At 72.4% G+C, this 24565-nt stretch carries 22 protein-coding genes; 10 read left to right on the forward strand and 12 right to left on the reverse strand.

Features of this window, described 5'->3' with window-relative positions; genetic code table 11:
• Positions 1–56: 56 nt before the first annotated feature.
• Entirely contained in the window at positions 57–1583 is a 1527-nt protein-coding gene (locus ACFT2C_RS19655) for an amidase (protein WP_377208762.1), read from the reverse strand.
• Between the two features lie 166 nt (positions 1584–1749).
• Between ACFT2C_RS19655 and ACFT2C_RS19660 the strand changes: the two genes are divergently transcribed.
• Complete coding sequence (locus ACFT2C_RS19660; RefSeq protein ID WP_377208763.1) at positions 1750–2535, forward strand: hypothetical protein; 786 nt, start codon at positions 1750–1752, stop codon at positions 2533–2535.
• Positions 2536–2630: 95 nt separating this feature from the next.
• Here ACFT2C_RS19660 and ACFT2C_RS19665 read toward each other — a convergent pair whose 3' ends face one another.
• Positions 2631–3527, reverse strand: coding sequence for an LLM class flavin-dependent oxidoreductase (locus ACFT2C_RS19665; RefSeq protein ID WP_377208764.1), 897 nt, complete (start codon positions 3525–3527; stop codon positions 2631–2633).
• 28 nt (positions 3528–3555) lie between these two features.
• Positions 3556–4557, reverse strand: coding sequence for a helix-turn-helix domain-containing protein (locus tag ACFT2C_RS19670; protein WP_377208765.1), 1002 nt, complete (start codon positions 4555–4557; stop codon positions 3556–3558).
• A gap of 67 nt (positions 4558–4624) precedes the next feature.
• Here ACFT2C_RS19670 and ACFT2C_RS19675 point away from each other — a divergent pair, with 67 nt between their 5' ends.
• The gene (locus tag ACFT2C_RS19675; RefSeq protein ID WP_377208766.1) at positions 4625–5491 is read left to right on the forward strand and encodes a serine aminopeptidase domain-containing protein; all 867 of its coding nucleotides are present in this window, start codon (positions 4625–4627) and stop codon (positions 5489–5491) included.
• Between the two features lie 148 nt (positions 5492–5639).
• On the opposite strand, the gene ACFT2C_RS19680 is transcribed toward ACFT2C_RS19675, so the two are convergent.
• From ACFT2C_RS19680 to ACFT2C_RS19690, 3 genes are all read right to left on the reverse strand, one after another.
• Positions 5640–6626, reverse strand: a complete 987-nt coding sequence (locus tag ACFT2C_RS19680; RefSeq protein ID WP_377208767.1) for a MaoC family dehydratase — start codon at positions 6624–6626, stop codon at positions 5640–5642.
• Between the two features lie 11 nt (positions 6627–6637).
• Entirely contained in the window at positions 6638–7987 is a 1350-nt protein-coding gene (locus tag ACFT2C_RS19685; protein ID WP_377208768.1) for a 3-oxoacyl-ACP reductase, read from the reverse strand.
• A gap of 121 nt (positions 7988–8108) precedes the next feature.
• Positions 8109–9431 carry an acetyl-CoA C-acetyltransferase gene (locus ACFT2C_RS19690; RefSeq protein WP_377208769.1) on the reverse strand — a complete coding sequence of 441 codons (1323 nt, stop codon included), beginning with the start codon at positions 9429–9431 and terminating at the stop codon, positions 8109–8111.
• Positions 9432–9614: 183 nt separating this feature from the next.
• Here ACFT2C_RS19690 and ACFT2C_RS19695 point away from each other — a divergent pair, with 183 nt between their 5' ends.
• On the forward strand, positions 9615–10352 hold the full coding sequence (locus ACFT2C_RS19695; protein ID WP_377208770.1) for a TetR/AcrR family transcriptional regulator: 738 nt from the start codon (positions 9615–9617) through the stop codon (positions 10350–10352).
• A 72-nt stretch (positions 10353–10424) separates the two neighbouring features.
• Complete coding sequence (locus tag ACFT2C_RS19700) at positions 10425–12539, forward strand: acyl-CoA dehydrogenase (RefSeq protein WP_377208771.1); 2115 nt, start codon at positions 10425–10427, stop codon at positions 12537–12539.
• A gap of 9 nt (positions 12540–12548) precedes the next feature.
• Here ACFT2C_RS19700 and ACFT2C_RS19705 read toward each other — a convergent pair whose 3' ends face one another.
• On the reverse strand, positions 12549–12854 hold the full coding sequence (locus tag ACFT2C_RS19705) for a hypothetical protein (RefSeq protein WP_377208772.1): 306 nt from the start codon (positions 12852–12854) through the stop codon (positions 12549–12551).
• A gap of 271 nt (positions 12855–13125) precedes the next feature.
• Positions 13126–13998, reverse strand: a complete 873-nt coding sequence (locus tag ACFT2C_RS19710) for a DUF2599 domain-containing protein (RefSeq protein ID WP_377208773.1) — start codon at positions 13996–13998, stop codon at positions 13126–13128.
• A 77-nt stretch (positions 13999–14075) separates the two neighbouring features.
• On the opposite strand from ACFT2C_RS19710, the gene ACFT2C_RS19715 reads away from it, so the two are divergent.
• Positions 14076–14729, forward strand: a complete 654-nt coding sequence (locus tag ACFT2C_RS19715) for a DUF222 domain-containing protein (RefSeq protein ID WP_377208774.1) — start codon at positions 14076–14078, stop codon at positions 14727–14729.
• Here ACFT2C_RS19715 and ACFT2C_RS19720 read toward each other — a convergent pair.
• The 3 genes from ACFT2C_RS19720 to ACFT2C_RS19730 form a co-directional block, all read right to left on the reverse strand.
• Positions 14695–15849 (reverse strand): hypothetical protein, encoded by a 1155-nt coding sequence (locus tag ACFT2C_RS19720; RefSeq protein ID WP_377208775.1) that lies wholly within the window; start codon positions 15847–15849, stop codon positions 14695–14697. The genes ACFT2C_RS19715 and ACFT2C_RS19720 overlap by 35 nt on opposite strands.
• An 84-nt stretch (positions 15850–15933) precedes the next feature.
• On the reverse strand, positions 15934–16584 hold the full coding sequence (locus ACFT2C_RS19725) for a response regulator (protein ID WP_377208776.1): 651 nt from the start codon (positions 16582–16584) through the stop codon (positions 15934–15936).
• A complete protein-coding gene (locus tag ACFT2C_RS19730) occupies positions 16581–17687 on the reverse strand; it encodes a sensor histidine kinase (RefSeq protein ID WP_377208777.1) in 1107 nt (368 codons plus the stop codon). The genes ACFT2C_RS19725 and ACFT2C_RS19730 overlap by 4 nt, the downstream gene beginning before the upstream one ends.
• 216 nt (positions 17688–17903) lie before the next feature.
• Here ACFT2C_RS19730 and ACFT2C_RS19735 point away from each other — a divergent pair, with 216 nt between their 5' ends.
• Both ACFT2C_RS19735 and ACFT2C_RS19740 read left to right on the forward strand, forming a co-directional pair.
• A complete protein-coding gene (locus ACFT2C_RS19735) occupies positions 17904–18491 on the forward strand; it encodes a hypothetical protein (RefSeq protein WP_377208778.1) in 588 nt (195 codons plus the stop codon).
• Positions 18488–19018: a GNAT family N-acetyltransferase gene (locus tag ACFT2C_RS19740; protein ID WP_377208779.1), complete on the forward strand. Its 531-nt coding sequence runs from the start codon at positions 18488–18490 to the stop codon at positions 19016–19018. Before ACFT2C_RS19735 ends, ACFT2C_RS19740 begins: the two co-directional genes overlap by 4 nt.
• Here the strand turns inward: ACFT2C_RS19740 and ACFT2C_RS19745 are convergent, their stop codons facing one another.
• A complete protein-coding gene (locus ACFT2C_RS19745; protein ID WP_377208780.1) occupies positions 19019–19939 on the reverse strand; it encodes an EamA family transporter in 921 nt (306 codons plus the stop codon). It lies immediately after the preceding gene.
• Positions 19940–20115: 176 nt separating this feature from the next.
• On the opposite strand from ACFT2C_RS19745, the gene ACFT2C_RS19750 reads away from it, so the two are divergent.
• The 3 genes from ACFT2C_RS19750 (at position 20116) to ACFT2C_RS19760 (ending at position 24538) form a co-directional block, all read left to right on the forward strand.
• Positions 20116–20982 carry a family 16 glycosylhydrolase gene (locus ACFT2C_RS19750; protein ID WP_377208781.1) on the forward strand — a complete coding sequence of 289 codons (867 nt, stop codon included), beginning with the start codon at positions 20116–20118 and terminating at the stop codon, positions 20980–20982.
• Positions 20983–21105: 123 nt separating this feature from the next.
• A complete protein-coding gene (gene purL / locus ACFT2C_RS19755) occupies positions 21106–23445 on the forward strand; it encodes a phosphoribosylformylglycinamidine synthase subunit PurL (protein ID WP_377208782.1) in 2340 nt (779 codons plus the stop codon).
• 130 nt (positions 23446–23575) lie between these two features.
• Positions 23576–24538 (forward strand): endonuclease/exonuclease/phosphatase family protein, encoded by a 963-nt coding sequence (locus ACFT2C_RS19760; RefSeq protein WP_377208783.1) that lies wholly within the window; start codon positions 23576–23578, stop codon positions 24536–24538.
• Positions 24539–24565: the final 27 nt, after the last annotated feature.

Genomic DNA, 24565 nt, shown 5'->3' on the forward strand with positions numbered 1-24565 from the left:
GCGCCCGGATCAATCCGGGCACAGGGCGGACAGGCGCTCTACTTCGCCGCCCCGGGTCAAAGGGGGAAGGCGTGCGGGCGCGGGAGCGCCGCCTCCAGCTGCGCGGCCAGCGCCAGCAGGGTGAGCTCACCGCCCGGCCGCCCGATGATCTGGACGCCCATCGGCAGCCCGGCAGGAGCGTCGGCGGTGGGTTCGGTCCAGTGTGTCGGCACCGTGATCGCCGGCAGCCCGGCGACGTTCAGCATCGACGTGAACGGCGTGTACTGGCACTGCTGCTCGAAGTTCCGCTCGGGGTTCTCGGCGTCGTACCACCCGATGGGCCGGGGCGTGAGCGCGAGGGCTGGCGTGACGACGGCGTCGTACGCGCTGACCTGCGCGACCAGTGACCGCTCGTAACCGGTGAGCGTGCGCATCGCCTCGGCGAGCTGCCGCGCGGGCACCTCCCGGCCCGACCGGATCAGCCACTGCGTCAGCGGCTCCAGCCGGCCGAGCGTCTCCGCGTCGTCGATGGGCACCGCCGAGGCGCCGCCCATCCACAGGGTCCGGAACGCCGGCGCGTACTCGGGTGACTCGGCCAGCACTGTCTCGTCGATCTCGTGGCCGAGCCCGGCCAGGGCCCGCACGCCGGCGTCGAGCGCGGCGCGGGCCTCGGGCGACACGGTGATGGCGTAGAACCCGTCCCACGCCGACGAGGTGGTCACCCCGATCCGCGCGACGCCGTCGCCCAGCCCGCGCTCCCCGGCCCGGGTCCCGGTCCCCGGTGCGGGCAGCGTCGCCCGCTGCGCGGCCGCCAGGTACGCGCCCGCCGCGTACGACGGCGCCCGGAGCGAGTACGGGTGCGCGACGTCGCCCCCGGCGCGCCGCGGGAGCATCGCCTCCAGCAGGAGGGCGGCGTCGGCGACGGTCCGCGCGATCGGCCCGTTCACGACCAGCCCGCCCAGGGAGTCGATGCCGCTGCCCACCGGCAGCAGCCCGCGCGTCGGCTTGAGGCCGACGACGCCGCAGGCGGCCGCGGGGATGCGGACCGAGCCGCCGCCGTCGGACCCGGGCGCGAACGGCAGCATGCCCGCCGCCACCGCGGCCGCCGCACCGCCGCTCGACCCGCCCGCCCCGCGGGTCAGGTCCCACGGGGTGCGCGCCGGCGGGGCGCCGAGGGGCTCGGTATAGGCGGGAAAGCCCAGCTCGGGCGCCGCGGTCTTGCCGAGGCTGACGATCCCGGCGGCGTCGAGCACCTGGACTATCTCGTCGCTCTCCTGGGCCGGCGGCATGTCCGCGAACGCGCGCGACCCGAAGCCGGTCGGCACACCCGCGCGGTTCCACAGGTCCTTGTCCCCGGTGGGCAGGCCCCACAGGCTGCCCGACGCCGGGGGCTCGCCCTCGCCGGGACCCTTGCCTGGGCGCCTGCCGAGGCTCGCCGCCCGCTCCCGGGCGAGATCGGGGGTGATGGTGGCGAAGGCGCCGATCTCGGGGTTGAGCCGCTCCACCCGGTCGAGGAAGTACTCGGTGACCTCGGTGGGCGTCAGCTCCCCGGCAGCAAGGAGATCGCGGAGCTCGACGGCGGTCCGCTCATGCAAGGCAGTCATCCGGCCAGGCTATGCGCTCGTGCCCGGCGGGCCTGATGCTCGGCGGCACATTCCGCCGCGCAGAATGCGCTTCTCCGGCATATGTTCGAGGAGTGCCGGCACCTTTACGGCGCGCCACCGTGGCGTGCCAGAGGTGACAAGAAAGGTCTCGAAGGGGGAGAGAACTATGCCATTCCTCAATGCAGGTCCCGTGGTGCCGAACGCGGTCGACTGGCTGGAGCCGCTCACCAGCGCGCTGAGCGCGGTCGCGAGCTTCATCCCGAAGCTCCTCGTGTTCCTGGTCGTCTTCCTCATCGGGTACTTCATCGCCAAGGCGATCGCCCGGTTCGTCGGGATGATCCTGACGCGGATCGGCTTCACCAAGGTTCTCGAGCGAGCCGGGGCCACCAGGCTCCTCGCCGGCACGGGCATCGAGCCGATCTCGCTGCTCACGAAGATCATCTACTACTTCATCCTGCTCATCACGCTCCAGCTCGCGCTGAGCGCGTTCGGGCCCACCAACCCGGTGAGCGCGATAGTCAACGACATCGTCGCCTGGCTCCCGAGCCTGGTCGTCGCGATAGTCATCGTGGTGATCGCGGGCGCCATCGCTAATGCGGTGAAGGATCTCATTCTCAACGCCATGGGCCGCGTTTCCTACGGCCCTCTTGTGGCGAAGGCTGTCTCGTTCTTCATCATCGCGCTGGGTGTTATTGCCGCCGTGAACCAGATCGGTGTCGCCACGACGGTGACAATGCCCATCCTCGTGGCATTCCTGGCCACGCTGGCCGGCATTCTGATCGTCGGTGTCGGCGGTGCTCTGATCAGCCCCATGCGGCCGCGCGTCGAGGGTTTCCTCGGCACCCTCTCGTCGGGCGGTGGCGCCGCTGCCACGCCTGCCGCTGAGCCCGTCAGCACTCCCGACGCGGTTCCCGCGTCGGGTTCGTTCGCGCCGCCGCCGCGCGACATCTGATCGCCGGCCGGCACGTACGACGCCGCCGGGGCCGCACCGTCCGATGAGGCAGTGCGGCCCCGGTGTCGCGTTGTGCGGGCCCGAGCCCGGCGGTGCTAGTCCTGACCCAGCAGCTCGTTGGCCCCGCCCAGTGCCGTGATGAGTCCCTCGAAGTCGGGGTCGTCCTCCGCCGCGTAGACGGCCACGGTGTCCGCGCCTGCCGTGCCGAACCGCCGCACGCCGTCGGCCAGCGCCTGGGCGTCGCCCCACACGGCGTAGCCCGCCAGCTTCTCGTCGTCGGCCACGTCCGTGTTCCAGGCGGTGAGCTCCGCGCGCAGGCGCTCGGCGGCGCCGGGCCCGGTCCCGCCGTACACGAACTGGATCACCGGGAAGCCGTCCAGCCCGCCGTGGCCCGCGGCGGCACGGCCCGCCGCGATCTGCTCGAGCGCGGCCGGCAGCCCGGGCAGACCCACGGACCCCTCGAGCACCACGCCGGCGCCGACCTCGCCCGCGAGGCGCAGGGACTTCGGCCCGGTCGCGGCGACCGGCACGGGCACGGGCCGGGCGGGCGGCCAGTCCAGCGCGACGTCGTCCAGGGACACGTACCGGCCCGACGTCGTCACGCGCTCCCCGGCGAGCAGTGCGCTCAGCGCCGTCGCGTACTCGCGCATGAGAGTCAGGGGCGAGGCAGCCTTGACCCCCACCTGCGCCATCCACGACTGCACTCCGTGCCCGATCCCGGGGATGAGCCGGCCCGGGAACATCCCGTCGACCGTCGCGACCTCCATCGCGGTGAGCGCCACGTTCCGCAGCGGCGTCGGCATGACGCCGATCCCCACGCGGACGCGCTCCGTGGCGGCCAGGATCGCGCTGGCTGCGGAGATCCCGCCCGACTGGAAGCAGTCCTCCCAGAGCCAGATCTCCTTGATCCCCGCGGCCTCGACGGCGCGGGCGAGCGGGACGATGCGGGACGGCGGGATCGATGGACGGATGATGCACGCCAGTGTGGTCATGTCGCACACGCTGCCATGGAGCGTGCGGTCAGATCCAGTCCTTACGTGCGGCGTGCCAGCCGAGCTGGATCCTGGTGGAGACTCCGGCGGTGCCCATCAGCACCTTCACGCGTCGCTGCACGGTCCGCAGGGACAGGCCGAGCTGGTTGGCCACCGACTGGTCGGTGAGCCCGGCCAGCATGAGCGAGAGGATGCGGGTGTCCTCCCGGTCGAGGCCGGACTGTCGCGCCTCCTCGCCCGGCGGGTTGAACGGCGTGGCGTCGCGCCACACGCTCTCGAACAGGGCGATGAGGGCGTCCAGCAGCCCGGACGGGTGGATGATAAGCGCGCCCACGAGGTCGGGTGCCAGGTCCGCGCCCTCGGCGCCCGCCTCGACGACGGTCTGGATCGGCACGAACGCGAGCCGGGAGTCGATGATGAACAGCTTGATCGGCACCCGCTCCGAGAAGCGCACGTCCTCGCCGTTCTCGATGGCCTCGGCGACGTCGTCCACCCCCAGCACGCCGGTGTCGAGGAACACGCGGTCCACCACCACCCGGTACCGGACGCCGCGCGCGACCGCCTGGTCCTCGGCGGTGTTCTCGTCGGCGGGCATCACGAACACCGGCGGCTTGGTGAACGACTCGACGGTCTCGCGCGCGCCAAGCTGGAGCTGGATGATGCGCTGTTTCACGGCGTCCGCCCCGCGCACCACGTCGACGACGTCGGTCGCCGGCCGCAGCGCCGACGAGCGCCGGAACTCCCCCTCGAGCTCGATCAGCTCCTCCTGCGCCGCGCGGATCTCGTCCTTGCGGCGGGCGAGCAGCGCGCCCAGGGCGATCTCGGGGGGAGCGGCCTGGAAGCGGGAGTCGTCGGCGCTCTGCCGGGTCGCCAGGCCGTGGCTCTCCAGCGCCCGGAGCACGTCCAGCGCGTCGCCCGGGTCGCAGCCGAGCCGGCGCCCCAGCTCCGCCGCGTCGAGGGACGGGGAGCCGACCAGGTCGCGGTAGGCGAGCGACTGGGACTTGGTCAGGCCGAGCACGTCGCCGAGCATGGCATCCTTCCGCCGGACGAAGTTCGCAGCGCCGAGCCGAGGATACGGGATTGATAGCCTCCGGCACGTGAGCACCGAGGACGTGAGCTTTCCCGCCGCCGACGGCGGGCCGGTCGCCGGCCGCTGGTTCCTGCCGGACGGCGCCCCGGTGGGCGTCGTGGCGATCGCGCCCGCCATGGCCATGCCCATGCGGTTCTACCGGCACCTCGCGGCGTGGCTCGCGGACCGCGGCTTCGCGGTGCTCACCTTCTCGTACCGCGGTTCGGAGCCCGAGCTGTACGGCCCGATGCGGGACTCCACGGTCACCGCCCTCGACTGGTACCACGACGCCGAGGTGGCCGCCGGTCACGCCCGCGCCCGGGCCGACGCCGCGGGCGTCCCGCTGACCTGGGTGGGCCATTCGTTCGGCGGCCAGAGCCTGGGCTTCCTGTCCGACGTCGGCGTGGACCGCTGCGTCATGGTGGCGTCGGGGACGGGCTGGCGGGGCAAGGCCGCCCCGACGATCAAGACCTGGTCGCCGCTGCTGTGGCGGGTCGTCGCGCCGGCCGCGATCGCGGTGCTCGGCTACTACCCGGGCCGGCGGCTCCGCATCCTGGACGATCTGCCGGGCGGCGTCATGCGCCAGTGGGGCCGCTGGTGCCTGCACCCGGACTACCTGTTCAGCGAGCACCCCGAGCTCCGGGACCGGTTCGCAAAGGTCCAGACGCCGATCACCGCCCTCTGGACCGCCGACGACGAGCTGATCACACCGGACTCCATCCGGTACTGGAGCCGGGAGTTCCCGAACGCGGAGATCGAGCTGGTCGAGATGCGCGGCGCCGACCACGGCCTGAGCCGCATCGGCCACTCGGGCTTCTTCCGCCCCAAGCGAGCGATCCTCTGGGAGGAGCTGCTCCTCCCCCGCCTGGCGACCACCCCCACCCCGCCGAAGTAGAGCGTCTGTCCGGACGGACGCTCTACTTCGCCGAGGCTGTGGTGTAGCGCTGGAAGTCCGCTTCCAGAACACGATCAGGCTCGGAAATTGCGCGATCTTCAAGCCTGATCGTGTTCTGGAGGCGGACCGTGCGTAGTCGGCAGCTCGGTTAGTGGGGGGTGACGGTGCCCTGGAAGTGGCGGGTGTTCTTGCCGGAGCGCCAGCCGTCGTAGACGAAGCTCTTCCTCGCCGAGCCGTCCTCGCTGGTCGGGGCCAGTTCGGTGTCGGCCGCCGAGGGCAGGTCCTCCACGTAGCGGATCGCGACGTCGACCGTGCTCGGGAGGAGGACCGGCTTGAAGAACTCGACGGTCCACTCGTATGTGTCTCCGCGGCGGGCCGGGCCGACCTCGGCAAGCGCTCGCGCCGCCGTGTACATCCCGTGCGCGATCGCTCGCGGGAACCCGAACGCCTTGGCGCCCAGGCTCGACGTGTGGATCGGGTTCTGGTCGCCCGACACCGCGCCGTACGCCCGTCCGGTCCCGCCGCCGAGCGTCCAGCGGGCGGTCGGCAGAGGCGCCGTCCACTCCTCGCGCGGGGTGTCGGTGGCTGGGGCGGCGTCGGGCGCTTCCTGGGCCGCAGCCCCGCCGTCGGGCGCCGTGAAGCCCTTGGCGAGGTACGTCGACACGCCCTGGTAGGCGAGCTTGCCGCCGACCAGCACCTCCGCGACCAGGTCCACCTGGACGCCGCGGCGGTGGGCGCGGGCGCCCTGCGCCCAGGCCCGGACCTCGAGCGTCTCGCCCAGGCGCACCGGCCGGAGCACCCGCGCCACGTTCCGCAGATGGACCATGCCGAGCAGCGGCAGCGGGAAGTCGCCCCGCACCATGACCGCCGTGGCCAGCGGGAACGCCAGCACGTGCAGGAACCCGGCCGGCAGCACCTCGGACGACGGCTCACCCAGCAGGCGCTGGTACGCCGCCAGGTGCGTCGCCTCGCCCGCGGTGTCGACGTCGGCCACCTGGTAGGCCGTCTCGGGCAGCCGGACCGCCCCCTTCGGGCGCTTGCCGGCAGATCCTGCGACGCCCTTCACGAACAGCCCGCCCAGCTTCGGCAGCTCGGCCAGCTCGGTGACGCCGTACGACGCCGGTGCTCCGGTCACGGTCACCGCCGTCACTTGCCCAGCATGGACTGGCCGCAGACCCGCAGCACCTGGCCGTTCACGCCGCCGGCCACCGGGGACGACAGGAACGCGATGGCCTCGGCGACGTCGAGCGGCAGGCCGCCCTGCTGGAGCGACGGGATCACACGCCGCCCCACCTCACGCGTGGCGAACGGGATCGACCTCGTCATCTCGGTCTCGATGAAGCCCGGCGCCACCGCGTTCGCGGTGCCGCCCAGCTCGGCCACGAGCGGCGCCGTCGCGGCCGTGTGGCCGATCACACCGGACTTCGAGTACGCGTAGTTGGTCTGGCCCTTGCCGCCCGCGATGCCGGAAGTCGAGGCAAGCGACACGATGCGCAGCCCCTCCACGCCCGCGGCCAGGAGCTGCTCGTTGATGCGCAGCTGCGAGGCCAGGTTCACCGCGATGACGGCGTCCCACTGCGCGGGCTTCATGTTCGCGAGCAGCTTGTCGCGCAGGATGCCCGCGTTGTGCACCAGGATGTCGAGGCCCCCGAGGTGGCGGGCGGCCTCCAGGATCCGGGTTCCGGCGTCGGCGGCCGTCACGTCGAGCTGCACGGCGGTGCCCTTGATCTCGTTCGCGACGGCTGCGAGCGACTCGCCCGCGGCGGGAACGTCCACGACCACGACCTTGGCGCCGTCGCGGGCCAGGGTGCGCGCGATCGCCGCGCCGATGCCGCGCGCGGCTCCCGTCACGACGGCGACCTTGCCGGCCAGCGGCTGGTTCCAGTCGACGTCGGCCGGCGCCTCCGACGGTCCGACGGGCAGCACCTGGCCGTCGACGTAGGCCGACTTGGCGGACAGGAAGAAGCGGAGCGTGCCGAGCGCCGAGGCCGAGTCGACGGCGGCGCCGCCGGTGAGCTGCACACCGTTCGCCGTGGCGCCACCCCGCAGCTCCTTGCCGACCGAGCGCGTGAAGCCCTCGAAGCCGGCCCGCGTCGCGGCGAGCGTCGGCGAGTCGCCGGCCTCGGGCGCGCGGGACACCACGACGACGCGGCCGTTGCCTGCGAGCTTGCGCAGCGTGCCGCCCAGGGCGAGCACCGCCTCCGAGACGGCGTCGGGGGACTCGGCGGCCGTGGCCACGAGCACGACGCCGCCCCAGCGGACGTCGCCGGCGTCGTCGGCTGCGCGGCGCACGTCGACGTCCCAGGTCACGAGGGCCTTGGCGAGCGTGTCGGCGTCGGCGGCCGAGGCGTCGTCGGACACGACGAGCACGGGGCCCACCGTCAGCGGGGCGTCGGGCGCATAGCGGCGCAGGATCGCCGGACGGGGGAGGCCCAGCTGCTTCGAGAGGCTCTTGCCGAGTCCGCCGTTCACGAACTTGGTGTAGTTGTCAGCCACGAGTTTCCTTCCAGTTCCGGGGAGTGCGAGCTCAGGCGGAATCTACTGCCGCCTGAGCCCGGCGCTTCACTGCGGGCGAGTGCCTCGTTCCTCGGCCCTCACCCTCCGTTGCGCTATGGGCTCAGGCGGACTCGACGATGGCGACGGCGCCGAGGCCACCTGCGGCACAGACCGAGATCAGCGCCCGCGCGGGCTGCCCGGTCTCGGCGGCCTTCGCGGCCACCAGCTTCGCGGCGGTGGCGATGATGCGGCCGCCGGTCGCGGCGAACGGGTGGCCCGCGGCGAGCGAGGAGCCGTTCACGTTGAGCTTGCTGCGGTCGACCTTGCCGAGCGCGCCGTCCAGGCCGAGCTCGTCGCGGCAGTAGTCCTCGTCCTCCCACGCGGCGAGCGTGGTCAGCACGGTGGAGGCGAACGCCTCGTGGATCTCGAAGAAGTCGATGTCGTCCAGGGTGAGGCCGTTGCGGGCCAGCAGGCGCGGCACCGCGGCGGCGGGGGCCATGAGCAGGCCCTCGTGCCCGTGCACGAAGTCGACGGCCGCGGTCTCGGCGTCCACGAACTTCGCCAGGATCGGCAGGTCACGCTCCTCGGCCCACTCGCGCGAGGAGAAGAGGACGGCGGAGGCGCCGTCGGTCAGCGGCGTGGAGTTGCCTGCGGTCATCGTGGCCGCGTCCTCGAGCGTGGCGCCGAACACCGGCTTGAGCTTCGCGAGCTTCTCGAGCGAGGTGTCGGGGCGCAGGTTGTCGTCGCGGGTCAAGCCCTTGAACGGGGTGACCAGGTCGTCGAAGAAGCCGGACTCCCAGGCGCGGGCGAGGTTCTGGTGCGAGTTGTACGCGACCTCGTCCTGGTCCTCGCGGGTGATGCCCCACTTGGCGGTCGTGATGGCCTGGTGCTCACCCATGGAGAGGTGGGTGCGCGGCTCGCCGGTGGTCGGGGAGACCGGGGCCAGGTCCTTGGGGCGGATCTGGAGCAGCGCCTTGATCTTCGCGCTTGTCGTCTTCGCGTGGTTCGCGTCCAGGAGCGCGGAGCGCAGGCGGTCGCTGACGACGATCGGCGCGTCCGACACGGTGTCCGTGCCGCCTGCGATCGCGGACTCGATCTGGCCCAGCTTGATCTTGTTGGTCACCGCGATGGCGGCTTCCAGGCCGGTGGCGCAGGCCTGCTGCACGTCGTAGGCCGGGGTGGTGGGCGCCAGGGAGGAGCCCAGCACGGACTCGCGGATCAGGTTGAAGTTCTTGCTGTGCTTGAGCACCGCGCCGCCGGCGACCTCACCCAGGCGCTCGCCCTGCAGGCCGAACCGGGCGACGAGGCCCTCCAGCGCTGCGGTGAACATGTCCTGGTTGCTCGTCCGGACGTACTTCTTGCCGGCGCGGGAGAACGGGATGCGGTTGCCGCCGATGATGACGGCCTCACGCGTGGACGGTACGGGGGAGGGGGTAGTGGACACGTCGCTGTTCCTTCTCACTCATCGTCGGGCAGATGACTTCATGGGTCGAGCCTTGTCGAGACCAGGGTGGGCCGCGACCCGGTCCGACCCGGGATGGTGCCCAGGACTCACAGTACCTGATACTCTCAGTCTCGTGAGACGAATCACAAGACCTCTAGCGAGTCACGGTGGGGAGGCGGACCGATGAGCCTCGGAGTCGACGGTCGTTCGACCCGCTGGGACGACCACCGCACGGCGCGTCGGGCAGAGCTCGTCCGCGCCGCGCGCAAGGCCGTGCACCGCCTCGGGCCCGCGGTCTCGATGGACGAGATCGCCGCCGCCGCCGGCACGTCCAAGTCCATCGTCTACCGCTACTTCGACGACAAGGCGGGCCTGCGGCTCGCCGTCGCCGAGACGGTAGTGATGCAGATGCACGACACCCTGCGCGCCGCCGCCCAGGGTGCCGACAGCCCCGAGATGGCACTGCGCGAGATGGTACGGGTCTATCTCGAGATGATCGAGAGCTCGCCCAACGTCTACTGGTTCGTCACCCGGACCGCCATCGGCGGCAACGAGCCGGCGCCGGTCGAGAGCGGCCGTCGCGGCCGCCGTGCCCCGGCCGACGACGCGGCGGACGCCGCCGTGCCGACCACGGCAGTCGACCTGCACCCGCTGGGTGCCTACCTCGACTCGGTGATCGAGCTCGTGGCCGAGCCGTTCGCGCGGGCCACCGACGTCCCTCCCGCCGACGCCGCGGCCTGGGCCTCCGGCGCCGTCGGCTTCGTACGGGGCTCCGGCGAGTGGTGGCTCGGCCACCGCAACACCGAGACCAAGCCGCTGACCCGCGAGGAGCTGACCGAGCGCGTGACGCTCTGGCTCTGGACCGGGCCCGTGGGAGTGCTGCACCACCACCGTCCCGGCGCCGCACCCGCCACTGCCTGAACCGGCCCAGCTTCCCGATACCCTCCCGACACGCAGAATTTCACCCGCCCGGCTGAACACCGAGGAGAACCGATGACGACCACCTCTGAGCCCGTGACCACCACGGCGGCCCCCGAGGTCGCCGCGCCCAAGCCCGAGGCTGCCCGTCCGGCGTCGGGCGGCCGAGTGGACGTGCCCGCGCTGCAGCAGATGCTGCTCGGCCGCTGGCCCGAGGCGCGTTCCGAGGCTCGTCGCATGGTGGCCGAGCATCCCGAGCTCTGGAAGAAGGAGGGGCTCACCAAGGAGGAGCACCGGGAGATCACCCTCGCCCAGATGAAGCAGATGGTGCCCTACGGCCACGTCCTGCGGGCCTTCCCGGAGCGTCTCGGCGGCCGCGACGAAGCGGGCGCCAACCTGGTGGGCTTCGAGGAGCTCGTCGTCGCCGACCCGTCGCTGCAGATCAAGTCCGGCGTGCAGTGGGGCCTCTTCGCCGCCGCGATCCTCCACCTGGGCACAGAGGAGCAGCAGGACCGGCTCCTCCCGGGCGCGATGGACCTGTCGGTCCCCGGCGCCTTCGCGATGACCGAGACGGGCCACGGCTCCGACGTCGCCTCCATCGGCACCACTGCGACATACGACCCGGAGACCGAGGAGTTCCTGCTCAACACCCCGTTCCGCGGGGCGTGGAAGCAGTACCTCGGCAACGCGGCCGAGCACGGCGTCGCCGCTACCGTGTTCGCGCAGCTCATCACGGGCGGCGTCGACCACGGTGTGCACTGCTTCTATGTGCCGATCCGGGACCCGCAGACCATGGAGTTCCTGCCCGGCGTCGGCGGCGAGGACGACGACCAGAAGGGCGGCCTCAACGGCATCGACAACGGCAAGCTGCACTTCACGAACGTGCGCGTGCCCCGGCAGGACCTGCTCGCCCGCTACGGCCAGGTGGCTGCGGACGGCACCTATTCCTCCTCGATCGACAGCCCCGGCCGCCGCTTCTTCACCATGCTGGGCGCCCTGGTGCAGGGCCGCGTCTCGCTCGACGGCGCGGCGATCACGGCGGCCAAGATCGGCCTCGCGATCGCCACGAAGTACGCCGACCAGCGCCGACAGTTCTCGCCGTCGGCCGGTGCCGACGAGCTGACGCTGCTCGACTACGCGACGCACCGCCGTCGCCTCTTCCCCCGCATCGCCGAGGCGTACGCGATGCACTTCGCGCATGACGAGCTGCTCGACCTGTTCGACGCGGTGTTCTCCGGCCGGGAGGACACCCCGGCCATGCGCGAGGACCTCGAGACGACGGCGGCCGCGCTCAAGGCGACGTCCACCTGGTACTCCCTCGACACCCTGCAGGAGTGCCGTGAGGCCTGCGGCGGCGCCGGCTTCCTCTCCGAGAACCGCTTCACGAGCCTGCGCGCGGACCTCGACATCTACGCCACCTTCGAGGGCGACAACCACGTGCTGCTGCAGCTCGCGGCCAAGCGCCTCGTGGGCGACCACGGCAAGAAGCTGGCGAAGGCCGCCAAGACCCCGGCCGGCATGGCGGGCATCGTGGCCGGGCAGGCAAAGGACGCGCTGCTGCACAAGGTCCCGCTGAAGCGGATCGGGCAGTCCGTGGCCGACGGCGGCGGCGCGCGCTCCGCAGGTCGCCTGCTCGACGCCGACGTGCAGCGCGGGCTGCTCGCCGGCCGCTACGAGGGCATGGTCGCGGACGTCGCGATGGGCATGCGGCCCGCGCTCAAGGCCGACTCGATCCGGGCGCAGGGGATCTTCGACGACAACCAGGTGCGTCTCCTCGGGTCCGCGGAGGCGTGGGCCGAGCTTCTGCGTTGGGACGCGTTCACGAAGGCGATCGCCACGGTGTCCGACGCCGGTACCCGCCGGGTGCTCACGCTGCTCCGCGACATCTACGGTCTCACCACCATCGAGCGGCACCTGGACTGGCACCTGACCAACGGCCGCATCTCGACGGGACGCGCGAAGGCCGTGACGGCGACGATCGACCGGCTGCTCAAGGAGCTCCGTCCGCACGTGCTCGACGTCATCGACGCCTGGGGCTTCTCGCAGGAGCACCTGCGCGCCCCGATCGCCGACGGTTCGGAGAAGGCGCGCCAGGACGAGGCGCGCGCCTACTACCGCGAGCTGCGGGCGAGCGGCACGGCGCCGGTCAGCGAGAAGGAGCTCCGCAAGCGGGAGGCCGCGCAGGCCTGACGCTCGCGGTCACGCGGCGTCGGGTACCACTGCCACGGCGGGGACGGGGAGCTGCTGCACGGGAGCCGGGATGGGCTCGGCAGCGGACTCCTCGTCCTCTTCCACCACCGGAAACGCGAGCGGCCCGCTCAGCGTGATCGGGGCGCGGAGCTGCGGTGCCGGTTCGGGCGTCGCGCGGGCGACGGCAAGAGTGCCCGCCAGTCCGAGGAGGATGGCGAGCACCGTGAGCGGTAGGAACTGGTAGGCGAGTGCGAGGCCGAGCAGTGCGCCGCAACCCACGGCCACAATCGATCCCACGACTAGTACACGGGTCATCAGGAGCCTCCCTGCCAAGGTGTCTCCGAGGAGCAAAAATGCCTGATCCCAGGGGATCCACCGTGGATTGCCGGGCGCCCGCACACGACGCCGGGACGCCTGCGAGCGCACACCACGAGTGAGGTCCAGGTGAGCTGGGGCTCATCAGATTGTGTGGCGAGCCTGCCTCGCCTTCCTCTCCAGGAAACCCCAACCCGCCCGCGCTCGCACCTCGAATCGCGTCGCTCCTGGTCACGACTGGGTCACGACTCGTTCAGCAGGGTGGTCGGGTTCAGACCGGGTTGCACTGCGCGGTGGCGGTGAGGATGAGGCCGACGTCGGGCCGCCAGGGCTCGAGGTTCCACGTGGCCTTGTCCGGTGCGCCCACGGCGTGACACACGAGCTGGTCCCCCATGGTGGCGGTCCCGGCGTCCGGTTCGGCGGCCACGAGCTGGGTGCGGATCAGGTCGACGCCCGCCTGGCCCGCGTGCCGGGCCCAGTCCGCCGGGTCGACGGCGAGCGAGCGCCCACCCTCGTTCTCTCCCCAGGTCGCGCTATCGATCGCCTGGGTGCCGACGACGAACGTGACCCGCAGCGGCCCGGCCGGGCCGGCCTCCCCCGCGGCCCCGGTCCCCTGGGCCCGCCTGATCCGGTCGTCCACCGCCACGCGGGCGTGGGTGGCGTCGGTGTCGGTGACCTCGATGCGGGGCGCGTCGTCCTCGGTGCCCGACGGCGGTGCGGGCGGGCCGACCGCCGCGACGGGGGTGCCGTTGCCGTCGAGCACGGTGATGCTGCCGTCGGTGTCGACGTCGAGTGCGCCGGGCGAGACGAGGGCGAGGCGCGCCGCGCCGCCGGGGGCGAGGCTGAGGGTGACTGTCTGCAGGCCCGGGGTGCCCTCGTCCGCCTCCACCACGACGGCCTTCCGTGCGGCGACGCGCAGGACCGCGCCGTCGAGGGTGACCGTGCTGGTGCGCAGCTTCGACCGTCCGCCGCCGGGCGACTCCGGCTCCGTCGATGTCAGTGGCGGGTGCGATGCTGTGGACGCCGGTTCGTCGGTCCGCGATCGCTCCTCCCGGTCGGCCAGGTCGCAGCCGCTCACGGCGAGGAGTGTCGCCACTGCGGCGCACACGGCGAAGGGCGTCGCGACAGCTCGTCGGATGGGCACCGACCCATTGTGCGGGTAGTCGACGCGGGCTGCTGTTCCGGGTGGCGCGTGTCGGCGTCACCCCCTATGGTTAGAACATGCGTTCGAACAAGGTGCTGGTGACTCGGGGTCCGGCCGACGTGCCGGGTCAGTCTCCGCGCGGTGCAGTCGCACCGCGCGAGTCGGGGTTCGCGGGCGGTTTCGCGAATCTCTCGGAGGCGGTCGACGCGGTGGCGGCGGTCGACGCGCTCCTCGCCTCGCTCGCTGCCTCGCGTGCCGTGCTCATGGAATCGGTCCGGGAGTGGGTGGCCGACCAGCCCGAGCTGTTCGACGCTCCCGAGGTAGATGCGGACGACGTCGCGGGGCTGGCGCCGGAGCTCGTCGAGCAGCTCGCCAGGGCGCTGCGTGTGCCGGAGGGCTCGGCGATCGCGCTCATCGAGGAGTCCCGGGCGCTGGTGCACGAGCATCCGCGCACGCTGGCCGCGCTGCGTGGTGGGCACATCAGCCACGCGCACGCGCAGACGATCCTCGGGTACACGGACGGGCTGCGCCGGGCCAACCGCGTGGCGCTGGAGACCCGCCTGCTCAAGCACGCGCGCACCACGACGCCCGGCGAGCTGAGCCTCGTCGCGCGCACCGAGCGCGAGCGTCGGCTCCGGCCGGAGCGGAGGGCGGAGCCGCGGGTCGCCCCGGCTGCCAGACGCGGGCGTCAGCGGGTCAGCGCTTCCCCCACAGGTCGTCCCACGCGGTGAAGGGGTCGGCGGTCGGTGCCTGCTGCGGGCCGCCGCCCCCGGCGACCGCCGGTCCCTGTCCGCCCCAGCCGGTGTTGCCCCAGGTGGGATTCCCCCACGTGGGCCCGGCCGGGTTGGGCTGAGCATGGCCACCGGCGTCCTGGTCGGCGCCGTACTGGGACCAGGTCTCCTGGGCGTACGGCTCGCCGGGCTGCTGTTCGTCTGTCGCGTACTGCTCGGACGCCGCGGGGTAGGCGTCGTACGGGGCGTCGTACTGTTCGAGCGGGGTGGACGGCGGCGCGGCGGGCTGGGGCACCTGGCCGGACGCCGGCCAGGCCTGCGCCGGCTCGGCCTGCGCCGCCCACGATGCTGCGGACTCGTCCGCTGCGGGCCAGTGCGCCGTCGGGTCGGGCTGGGCCGGGGCGGTGAGTGCATCGTGGGCCGGGGCGCCGTAGCCGTGGGCGCCATAGGTCTGCGCGGCATACGGGATGTTCCCGGAGTCGTCCTCGCGGCTGGTCGACGGCGGGGGCGAGGGGAAGCCGCCGTCGTTCGGCGTGGGTGCGGAGACCGCGGCGAACGTCGTGGTGGCGAGGTACTGCTCGAACGGGACGTCGAAGGTCTCGTCGTCCGACCATGCCGCGTCCCAGGCCGCCGCAACCTGGGGCGCGGTGGCGCGGCGGCGGCCGTCGTCCGGCATCGGGGGGATCCTGATCTCGCCCGAGCTGTGCAGCACCTGGTCGTGCATCTGCCCCGCCCAGTTGACCGCCAGCTCGAAGCGCATGGTGCCGAGGCCGTTCACGCCGAGCTCGCCGCCGAGGGCGGGGTGCGGGTTGAACGTGTACACGTCCTCCTCGCCGAGGCGGATGCCGCGACCCCGGGCGTCGCGGACCAGGTCGTCCATGAGGTAGGTCGCGCGGCCCTCCGGCGATTCGAGCTCCGCGTACATGGTCACTGCTGAGGTCCAGCGGAGCTCGAGCGTGCCCTCGACCGTGTCCAGGAACCACCATCCGTCCAGCGACTCGAGGAAGATGTCACCGAAACAGGTCGCGAAGCGAGGAGTCTGCTCGCGAATCCCCATCCACCGCCATGAGGCAAGCCCGAACTCGAAGGCAACCTTCGGAAAAGTTCGGAGCAGCTTCATGTCCGAATGAAACCACTACCGGGTAAACGCCGGGAACCCCCCGACGACAAGTTTGTTACGCAACTGCTCAATAGCGTGAAGGGTTCAGGCCAGTCCCGACTGGTAGGCGAACACCACGAGCTGGGCACGGTCGCGCGCCGAGAGCTTGATCATCGCGCGTGACACGTGCGTCCGGGCGGTGGCCGGGCTGAGCACCAGATGATCGGCGATCTCGTGGTTGCTCATGCCCTGCGCCACGAGGCCGACCACCTCCCGCTCGCGGTCGGTCAGGTCCCCGATCCGCGGGTGCGGCGCCAGGGCGCGCGGCGACGCGGCGGTGAACTCCCGGATCAGCGTCCGCGTGGCGGACGGCGCGAGCAGCGCACCGCCGTCGTGCACGGTGTGGATGGCGGCGACGAGGTCGGCCGGCGGGGTGTTCTTCAGGAGGAATCCGCTGGCCCCGGCGCGCAGGCCGTCGACGACGTACTGGTCGTGCTCGAACGTCGTGAGCACCACGACGCGGGTGGCGGCGAGATCGGGGTCCTCGGCGATGCGCCGCGTCGCCTCGATACCGTCGATGCCCGGCATCCGGATGTCCATGAGCACCACGTCCGGCCGCAGGCGGCGGGCCTCGGCCACGGCGGCGATGCCGTCGGCCGCCTCGCCCGCGACCGTGGTGTCCTCCTCCCCGGAGATGAGGGCGCGCAGGCCCATCCGGACCAGGTCCTGGTCGTCCACGAGCAGCACCGAGATCATGCGACACCTCCAGCGGGCAGGGCCGCCCGCACCTCGAAGGACTCGTCGACGGGCCCGGCGTCGAGCCGCCCGCCCAGGGACTCGACGCGGTGCCGCATCCCGGTGATGCCGAAGCCGGCGACGAAAGCGCCGTCGGGAGCACGCGGGTTGCGGACCGCCAGCCGGACGCCGTCCGGCTCGTAGACCACGTCGACGCGCGCCGCCGCACCGGCCCCATGCTTGACCACGTTCGTCAGCGACTCCTGCAGCACACGGTAGGCGGCGAGGTCGACGGCGTCGGGCAGCGCCCGGGGCGTGCCGCTGATCGCGAGGTCCACCGAGACGCCCGCGGAGCGCACCCGTTGCGCCAGCGCCTCCAGGTTGGCGAGCCCGGCCGTCGGCGCGCGCTCGGGACCCGACCCGGCGGTAGAACCGGGCCGGATCTCTGCGAGCGTGGTCCGCAGCTCGGTGAGGGCCTCGTTCGCGGCCTTCGAGATGGCCTCAAGGGCGGTGGCCGCGTCCCGCGGCCCGCCCAGGTGGAGCGCGATGTCGGCCTGCATCTGGATGGCGGCCAGCCCGTGCCCGACGACGTCGTGCACCTCGTGCGCGAGCTGCAGCCGCTCGTCGTCGCGGGCCTGCTGCTCCGCCGCGTCCCGTTCGGACGCGCGGGCCTCGAGCCACATGCGCCGGGCGACGCCGACGCTGAACGGCACCATCACGATGGCGCTCGCCGGGATCAGCCCGACCGGCACGCCGAGCGCCGCCGGATGCGTGAAGACGTGCACCAGGAGCAGCGCCAGCGCAGCCGCGGCGTACAGCAGGGCGGGGCGCAGCGGACGGTTCCGGGCCAGGGAGTAGACCGCCACCGCCAGGCACACCATCACCGGGCCGTACGGGTAGGCGAGCAGCAGGTAGGTGACGACGGCGGCGGTGACCACACCCAGCGCGAGCACCGGCCAGCGGGTACGGAAGAGCGTCCCCACCGCCGCCGTGACCGCCAGCACGTACGCCAGGGTGTCGACCGGACGGACCCCGGGCGGCACGTTCAGGAACGGCAGCGAGACCAGCGTGAGCGCCGTCAGCGCCGCGGCCACGCCCACGTCGACGAGACGCAGCTTCCCCATGTTCCCTCACCTCCAGCCCCACTCTGGCCGACGGCGGACCGCGCGTCACCCCCTGCGCGCCGTACCTCGGCGTACGTCGTGGGGCGTAGGCCGAGCTGCCGCCCGACGTCGGGCGGCGCAGGGCGAGTGCCGCCCCACGGGCGATCCCGCGCTCGACCAGGGCCGCGACGCTGGGTGCCGTGGGCGCCGCCGGGCGCCCGCGGAAGGGACGGGATCATGAAGCTGGCACCGCGCGCACGGAAGGCCGTGCTGACCGTGCACATCGTGTCGTCCGGGGCATGGATCGGCATCGACGTGCTGGTCGCCGTGCTCGTCGGGGTGGGCCTCGCGGGCGGCTCGGACGCCGCCCGAGGGCTCGCCCTGCGCGCCCTCGCCGAGTTCGTGGTCGCGCCCATGCTGGTCTCGGGGCTGGTCTGCCTCGCCTCGGGCCTGCTGCTCGGCCTCGCCACCAAGTGGGGCCTGGTGCGCTACTGGTGGGTGGCGGTCAAGCTCGCCATGAACGTGCTGCTGTGCGTCCTGATCGTCGTGGCGCTGCGGCCGGGCATGGCCGACGTCGGCGCCGCCGGCGTCGCGATCGAGGCCGGCCAGGTCCCGGTCACCGACCTCTCGAACCTCGTGTTCCCGCCCGCGGTCTCGCTCACGGTGCTCGCCGTGGCCACCCTGCTGTCCGTGTACAAGCCGGGCGGGCGGGTGCGGCGGAGCTCGCGGAGGGCGGCCGGAAACGGGTCCCGGCGCGGGTCCCTGCGCGGGTCCCGGAGCGCGTCTCGGGCAGTGTCAGAGGCGCGGCCTACCGTTGCGGCATGAGCATCGAGCAACGAACCATCGAGGTGCGGGACGCGCGCCCCGAGGAGTACGAGGCGGTCGGAAGAATCGTCGCGGAGGCGTTCTTCGCGGACGGGCAGCTCGACGCGCCCGACTCCGCCTTCTACGCCGACGTCCTGCGGGACGTCGCGAGCCGCGCGACGGCCGCGGAGATCATCGTGGCGCTGGACGGCGACCTGGTGGTGGGCGGCGTGACGTTCGTGCCGCGCGGCGGTCCCATGGCCGACATCGCCCGGGACGGCGAGGCGGAGATCCGCATGCTCGGCGTGGCACCGGACGCCCAGGGCAGGGGCGCCGGCACCGCGCTGATGCGGGAGTGCCTGGCACGTGCCGCCGGGACGCGGCCGGCGGGCACAGCCGCCGGGCCGCGGCGGGTGGTGCTCTCCACCCAGACCATCGCCCACGGCTCGCACCGGCTCTACGAGCGGCTCGGCTTCGTACGCGAACCCTCCCGCGACTGGACGCCCGTGCCGGGCGTGGACCTGCTCTGCTACGTGCTGGACCTGTAGCTACGCGCTGGAGCCGTAGCGCGGCCGGTACGGCCACCGCAGCAGCCCCGACGTGATCGCCACCCCCAGCAGGAGCAGCATCCCGCCGCCGGCCTCCGCCAGGTTGGGCACCTCGCCCTGCACCAACCAGGCGGCGGTCATGCCGACCACCGGCACCAACATTGTGAACGGTACGACCGCGCTCGCCCGGTACCGGTCCAGCAGCGTGTTCCAGACGCCGTAGCCCACCAGGCTCGCCAGCCAGGCGGTGTACAGGGTCGACAGCACCGCGGCCCAGGTGGGGTGCGCCAGCGAGTAGCCGACGGCGGCGGGGCCGTCCAGCACCAGCGCCAGGGCGAACATCGGCACCGGCACCACGAGCGCCGACCACACGGTCATCGACAGGCCGGCCAGCGGGCTCTGCCGGGTGCCGGCCGCCTGGGTCGCCGAGCCCAGCCGCCGCACGATGACGTTGCCGGTCGCCCACGACGCCGCGGCCGCGAGCGCGAGCAGGAACGCGAGCGCCGGCGTCGCCGCCGACCTGCCGATCCCCACGATCACCAGACCCGCCGCGCCAAGCAGGACGCCGACGAGCTGCGGCGTCGTAGGGCGCTCGCGGAGCGCGACGCTCGCGAACAGGACGGTGAGGACCACCTGCGCCTGAAGCAGGAGCGAGGCGAGACCGGGCGGCATGCCGAGCCACATCGCGGTGTACAGGAGGGCGAACTGGCCGAGGCTGAGGAACAGCCCGACCACCAGCACGTCCTTCCAGCCGGCCGCCGGGCGGGGGACCAGGAAGATCGCCGGGACCAGCACCACGACGAAGCGGATCGCGACGAACAGCACGGGCGGCACGTCGTCGACGCCGAGGTCGATCGCGAGGAAGTTGACGCCCCAGATGATCATGACGAGCACGGCGAGCAGCGAGTGGCGCAGGGGCATGCGGTCATCGTCGGCCGGGGCGACCCTGTACGTCCATCGAGTATCACTGGCTGAGTGTTCAGCCGGCCTGAACGGTCGAGCGGCTCTGTGTACGTAGTTTCCCGATCTTGTTCCACCGATCGGGTGAAAAGTAGCGTCTCCTGACAATTGCCAGTGCGTTCGCGAAGGAGCGTCCGATGCGTAGCACCAGACACCGCACCATCCGCACCACGGTCACGGCGTCCGCCGCCGCGGCCCTCGTCCTGTCCGCCTCGCTCGTCGCCTCCGCGGCGGCCCTGGAGGCGCCCGACGCCGGCTCGAGCTCCGCGCATGACGCCGCCGTCGGCGCGCTGACCTGGTCGGACGAGTTCGACGGCGCGGCCGGCAGCGCCCCGAACCCGGCCAGCTGGAACCACGAGACCGGTGGCGGCGGATGGGGCAACAACGAGCTCCAGACCTACACGGACTCGCGGGACAACTCGGCGCTGGACGGCAACGGGAACCTGGTCATCACCGCCCGACAGGACGGCGGCGGCTACACCTCGGCTCGCCTGACCACCAAGGGCAAGGTCCAGCCCCGGTACGGGCGTCTGGAGGCCCGCATCCAGATCCCCCGCGGCCAGGGCATCTGGCCGGCGTTCTGGATGCTCGGCGGTCAGTTCCCGAACACACCGTGGCCCGACTCCGGCGAGATCGACATCATGGAGAACGTCGGCTACGAGCCCCACATGGTGCACGGCACCCTGCACGGCCCCGGCTACTCGGGCGGCAACGGTATCGGCGCCGCGTACACCCACCCGCAGGGCTGGTCGTTCGCCGACACGTTCCACACGTTCGCGATCGACTGGTCCCCAGGGTCTATCACCTGGTCGGTGGACGGGGTGGCCTACCAGACCCGCACGACGGCCGACACGGGCGGGAACCCGTGGGTGTTCGACCAGCCGTTCTTCTTCATCCTGAACGTTGCCGTCGGCGGTAGCTGGCCGGGCAACCCGGACGGCACCACCCAGTTTCCGCAGCGGATGGTCGTGGACTACGTCCGCGTCTACGACTCCCAGCTCTGACCTGCGAGCGCAGAAGGGCGGTCCCGTCGTCGCCGGACGGCGGGACCGCCCTGCTGTGTGACACGTCGTAGACTGGCGGGGCGCTCCGGCGCCCAGAAACCCACCCCGCACGCGAGGAACTACATGACCGCGCCCGCGTCCCAGGCACCCTCCCGCCCGAACCTCGACGCCCCGAAGCTCGACACCGTCGAGACCGCAGTGGCCACCCCCGACGAGGTGCAGCCGTACGGAGAGCTCGGACTCAAGGAGGACGAGTACCAGCGCATCAAGGACATCCTGGGCCGCCGCCCCACCGCGGCCGAGCTCGCGATGTACTCGGTGATGTGGAGCGAACACTGCTCCTACAAGTCGTCGAAGGTGCACCTGAGCAAGTTCGGCGAGCGGGTGACCGACGAGATGAAGGAGCACCTCCTCGTCGGGATCGGTGAGAACGCCGGCGTCGTCGACATCGGCGACGGCTGGGCCGTCACCTTCAAGGTCGAGTCGCACAACCACCCGTCGTTCGTCGAGCCCTACCAGGGCGCCGCGACCGGTGTGGGCGGCATCGTCCGCGACATCATCTCGATGGGCGCGCGCCCCGTCGCGGTCATGGACCAGCTGCGCTTCGGCGCCGTCGACCACCCCGACACGGCGCGCGTCGTGCACGGCGTCGTCTCCGGCGTCGGCGGCTACGGCAACTCCCTCGGTCTGCCGAACATCGGCGGCGAGCTCGTCTTCGACGGCTCGTACCAGGGCAACCCGCTGGTCAACGCGCTCTGCCTCGGCGTGCTGCGGCACGAGGACATCCACCTCGCCAACGCCACCGGCCTCGGCAACAAGGTGGTCCTGTTCGGTGCCCGCACGGGCGGCGACGGCATCGGCGGCGCCTCGATCCTCGCGTCCGAGACGTTCGAGGACGGCGTCCCCGCCAAGCGCCCGAGCGTGCAGGTGGGCGACCCGTTCATGGAGAAGGTGCTCATCGAGTGCTGCCTCGAGCTGTTCTCGGCCAAGGTCGTGGAGGGCATCCAGGACCTCGGCGCCGCGGGCATCTCCTGCGCCACCTCGGAGCTCGCCTCCAACGGTGACGGCGGCATGCACGTCGACCTCGACGACGTGCTCCTGCGCGACCCCACGCTGAACGCCGGCGAGATCCTCATGTCGGAGTCGCAAGAGCGCATGATGGCCGTCGTCCGGCCCGACCAGCTCGACGCGTTCCTCGCGATCACCGCGAAGTGGGACGTCGAGACCGCCGTCATCGGCGAGGTCAACGGCTCCGGCCGCCTCACCATCGACCACCACGGCCAGCGGATCGTGGACGTCGACCCGAAGACCGTCGCGCACGAGGGGCCCGTGTACGAGCGGCCCTACGCGCGCCCGTCCTGGCAGGACGAGCTCCAGGCCGACACGACCGCCGCGGCCCGCCTCGCCCGTCCGGCGTCCGGCACCGAGCTGCGGGAGACCGCGCTGACGCTGCTGGCCTCGCCCAACCTCGCGTCCAAGGCGTGGGTCACCGACCAGTACGACCGCTTCGTCCAGGGCAACACGGCACTCGCCCAGCCCGACGACGGCGGCGTCGTCCGCGTCGACGAGACCACGGGCCTCGGCGTCGCGCTCGCGACCGACGCGAACGGCCGCTACGGCAAGCTCGACCCGCGCACGGGCGCCGCGCTGGCGCTCGCGGAGGCGTACCGCAACGTCGCCACGTCCGGCGCCACGCCGCTGGCCGTCACGGACTGCCTGAACTTCGGCTCGCCCGAGCACCCCGACTCGATGTGGCAGCTCGTCGAGGCGATCGAGGGCCTCGCCGACGCCTGCCAGGAGCTCGGCGTGCCGGTCACCGGCGGCAACGTCTCTCTCTACAACGGCACGGGCGAGCCCGGTCAGATCGACTCGTCGATCCACCCCACCCCCGTCGTGGGCGTGCTCGGCGTGCTCGACGACGTCGGCACCGCCCTCCCGTCCGGCTGGCAGACCGAGGGACTGTCGCTCCTCCTGCTCGGCACCACGCGGGACGAGCTCGACGGCTCGGCGTGGGCCGATGTCGTGCACTCGCACCTCGGCGGCCTGCCGCCGCGCGTGGACCTGGCCGCGGAGAAGGCGCTGGCCTCGGCCCTCGTGGAAGCGCGGAAGAGCGGCCTGGCCGCCGCCGCGCACGACCTGTCCGAGGGCGGCCTGGTCCAGGCCGTGCTCGAGGCGTCGCTGCGCTTCGGCGTCGGGGCGTCGGTGGCGCTCGAGGGTGTGACCGGTCGCGACAAGGTGGACCCCTTCGTGGCGCTGTTCGCCGAGTCGACGGGCCGCGTGATCGTCGCCGTCGACCCCGAGCACGAGGGCGAGCTGACCCACCTCGCCGAGGACGCCGGCGTGCCGGTGCTGCGCCTCGGCACCACGGGCGGCGACGCCGTGGTGATCGAGGGCCAGTTCGAGGTCCCGCTGGCCGAGGCGCGCGAGGCGTTCGAGGCCACCCTCCCGCGTATCTTCGGCTGACCGTTGACCGTGGCGCCGAAGTAGAGCGCGTGTCCGGACGCCCGCTCTACTTCGGCGCATCAGCATCGCTGAAGTAGAGCGGGCGTCCGGACACGCGCTCTACTTCGGCGTTTGCCGATAGGGTCCGGGGGTGCGTTTTGTCCGTGGCCTCATCTCAGTACTGCTCTGGATCATCGCGATCCCCCTGTTCCTGGTGGCGTTCGCCAGGGTGCTCCCGTTCGACAACGTGATCCCGCTGCCGCAGATCGTCCCGTTCACGCCGTGGGCGACGCTGGTGACGCTGCCGCTGCTGATCATCGCGCTCTTCTCGCGCCGCTGGGTGCTGACGCTGCTGCTGGCCGCCTCGCTGGCGGGCTTCGTGTACTGGACGGCGCCCTTCTTCGTCCCGCCGGAGACCTCCGCGGCGGCGGACCCGGCCGACGCCGGCACCCTGCGCGTCATGACCATCAACGCCCGGTACGGGCAGGCCGACGCCGAGACGGTGGTCGACCTGGTGGAGTCGGAGCACGTCGAGGTGCTCGCGGTCGAGGAGCTGACGCCCGAATTCGAGACGGCCCTGGCCGACGCGGGGCTCGACGACCTGCTGGCCCACAGCTTCACCGTCCCGGCGGCGGACAGCCCCGCGGGCAGCGGCCTGTGGTCGTCGGAGCCGCTCACGGAGGAGAAGCAGACGAGCGGCACGACCTTCGCGATGCCGTCCGCCCTCGTCGGCGTGGGGAGCGCCGAGGTCAGGGTCACCGTGGTGCACCCCTACCCGCCGATGCCCGCGGAGATCACTACCTGGCGCACCGAGCTGGTCGAGCTCACCGACCAGGTCCACTCGGACGATTCGCCACAGATCCTGGCCGGTGACTTCAACGCCACCTACGACCACGCCACCTTCCGCCAGGTGCTCGGCTCGCGGTTCGTGGACGCCTCGCGTGAATGGGGCGCCGGACCCGCCGTGACCTGGCCCGAAGGGAGCCGGGTGCCCGCGCTGTTCGCGCTGGACCACGTGGTCGTGGAGAAGGACATGCCGGTCTCCGACGTCGTCTCCATGCAGGTCCCGGGCACCGACCACCGGGCGCTGCTGGCCACCGTCGTCGTGGAATAGCACAGTGACACCGCGCGGGGAGCGCGG

Origin of the sequence: Promicromonospora sp. NPDC057138, from assembly GCF_042670845.1 — a bacterium.
Taxonomy (GTDB): Bacteria; Actinomycetota; Actinomycetes; order Actinomycetales; family Cellulomonadaceae; genus Promicromonospora.

What these genes read in the sequence shown, in the direction of transcription:
- ACFT2C_RS19655 (WP_377208762.1), bottom strand. Translation starts at nt 1,583, where the DNA reads ATGACTGCCTTGCATGAGCGGACCGCCGTCGAGCTCCGCGATCTCCTT.
- ACFT2C_RS19660 (WP_377208763.1), top strand. Translation starts at nt 1,750, where the DNA reads ATGCCATTCCTCAATGCAGGTCCCGTGGTGCCGAACGCGGTCGACTGG.
- ACFT2C_RS19665 (WP_377208764.1), bottom strand. Translation starts at nt 3,527, where the DNA reads ATGACCACACTGGCGTGCATCATCCGTCCATCGATCCCGCCGTCCCGC.
- ACFT2C_RS19670 (WP_377208765.1), bottom strand. Translation starts at nt 4,557, where the DNA reads ATGCTCGGCGACGTGCTCGGCCTGACCAAGTCCCAGTCGCTCGCCTAC.
- ACFT2C_RS19695 (WP_377208770.1), top strand. Translation starts at nt 9,615, where the DNA reads ATGAGCCTCGGAGTCGACGGTCGTTCGACCCGCTGGGACGACCACCGC.
- ACFT2C_RS19700 (WP_377208771.1), top strand. Translation starts at nt 10,425, where the DNA reads ATGACGACCACCTCTGAGCCCGTGACCACCACGGCGGCCCCCGAGGTC.
- ACFT2C_RS19705 (WP_377208772.1), bottom strand. Translation starts at nt 12,854, where the DNA reads ATGACCCGTGTACTAGTCGTGGGATCGATTGTGGCCGTGGGTTGCGGC.
- ACFT2C_RS19715 (WP_377208774.1), top strand. Translation starts at nt 14,076, where the DNA reads ATGCGTTCGAACAAGGTGCTGGTGACTCGGGGTCCGGCCGACGTGCCG.
- ACFT2C_RS19720 (WP_377208775.1), bottom strand. Translation starts at nt 15,849, where the DNA reads ATGAAGCTGCTCCGAACTTTTCCGAAGGTTGCCTTCGAGTTCGGGCTT.
- ACFT2C_RS19725 (WP_377208776.1), bottom strand. Translation starts at nt 16,584, where the DNA reads ATGATCTCGGTGCTGCTCGTGGACGACCAGGACCTGGTCCGGATGGGC.
- ACFT2C_RS19730 (WP_377208777.1), bottom strand. Translation starts at nt 17,687, where the DNA reads ATGGGGAAGCTGCGTCTCGTCGACGTGGGCGTGGCCGCGGCGCTGACG.
- ACFT2C_RS19735 (WP_377208778.1), top strand. Translation starts at nt 17,904, where the DNA reads ATGAAGCTGGCACCGCGCGCACGGAAGGCCGTGCTGACCGTGCACATC.
- ACFT2C_RS19740 (WP_377208779.1), top strand. Translation starts at nt 18,488, where the DNA reads ATGAGCATCGAGCAACGAACCATCGAGGTGCGGGACGCGCGCCCCGAG.
- ACFT2C_RS19745 (WP_377208780.1), bottom strand. Translation starts at nt 19,939, where the DNA reads ATGCCCCTGCGCCACTCGCTGCTCGCCGTGCTCGTCATGATCATCTGG.
- ACFT2C_RS19750 (WP_377208781.1), top strand. Translation starts at nt 20,116, where the DNA reads ATGCGTAGCACCAGACACCGCACCATCCGCACCACGGTCACGGCGTCC.
- purL (WP_377208782.1), top strand. Translation starts at nt 21,106, where the DNA reads ATGACCGCGCCCGCGTCCCAGGCACCCTCCCGCCCGAACCTCGACGCC.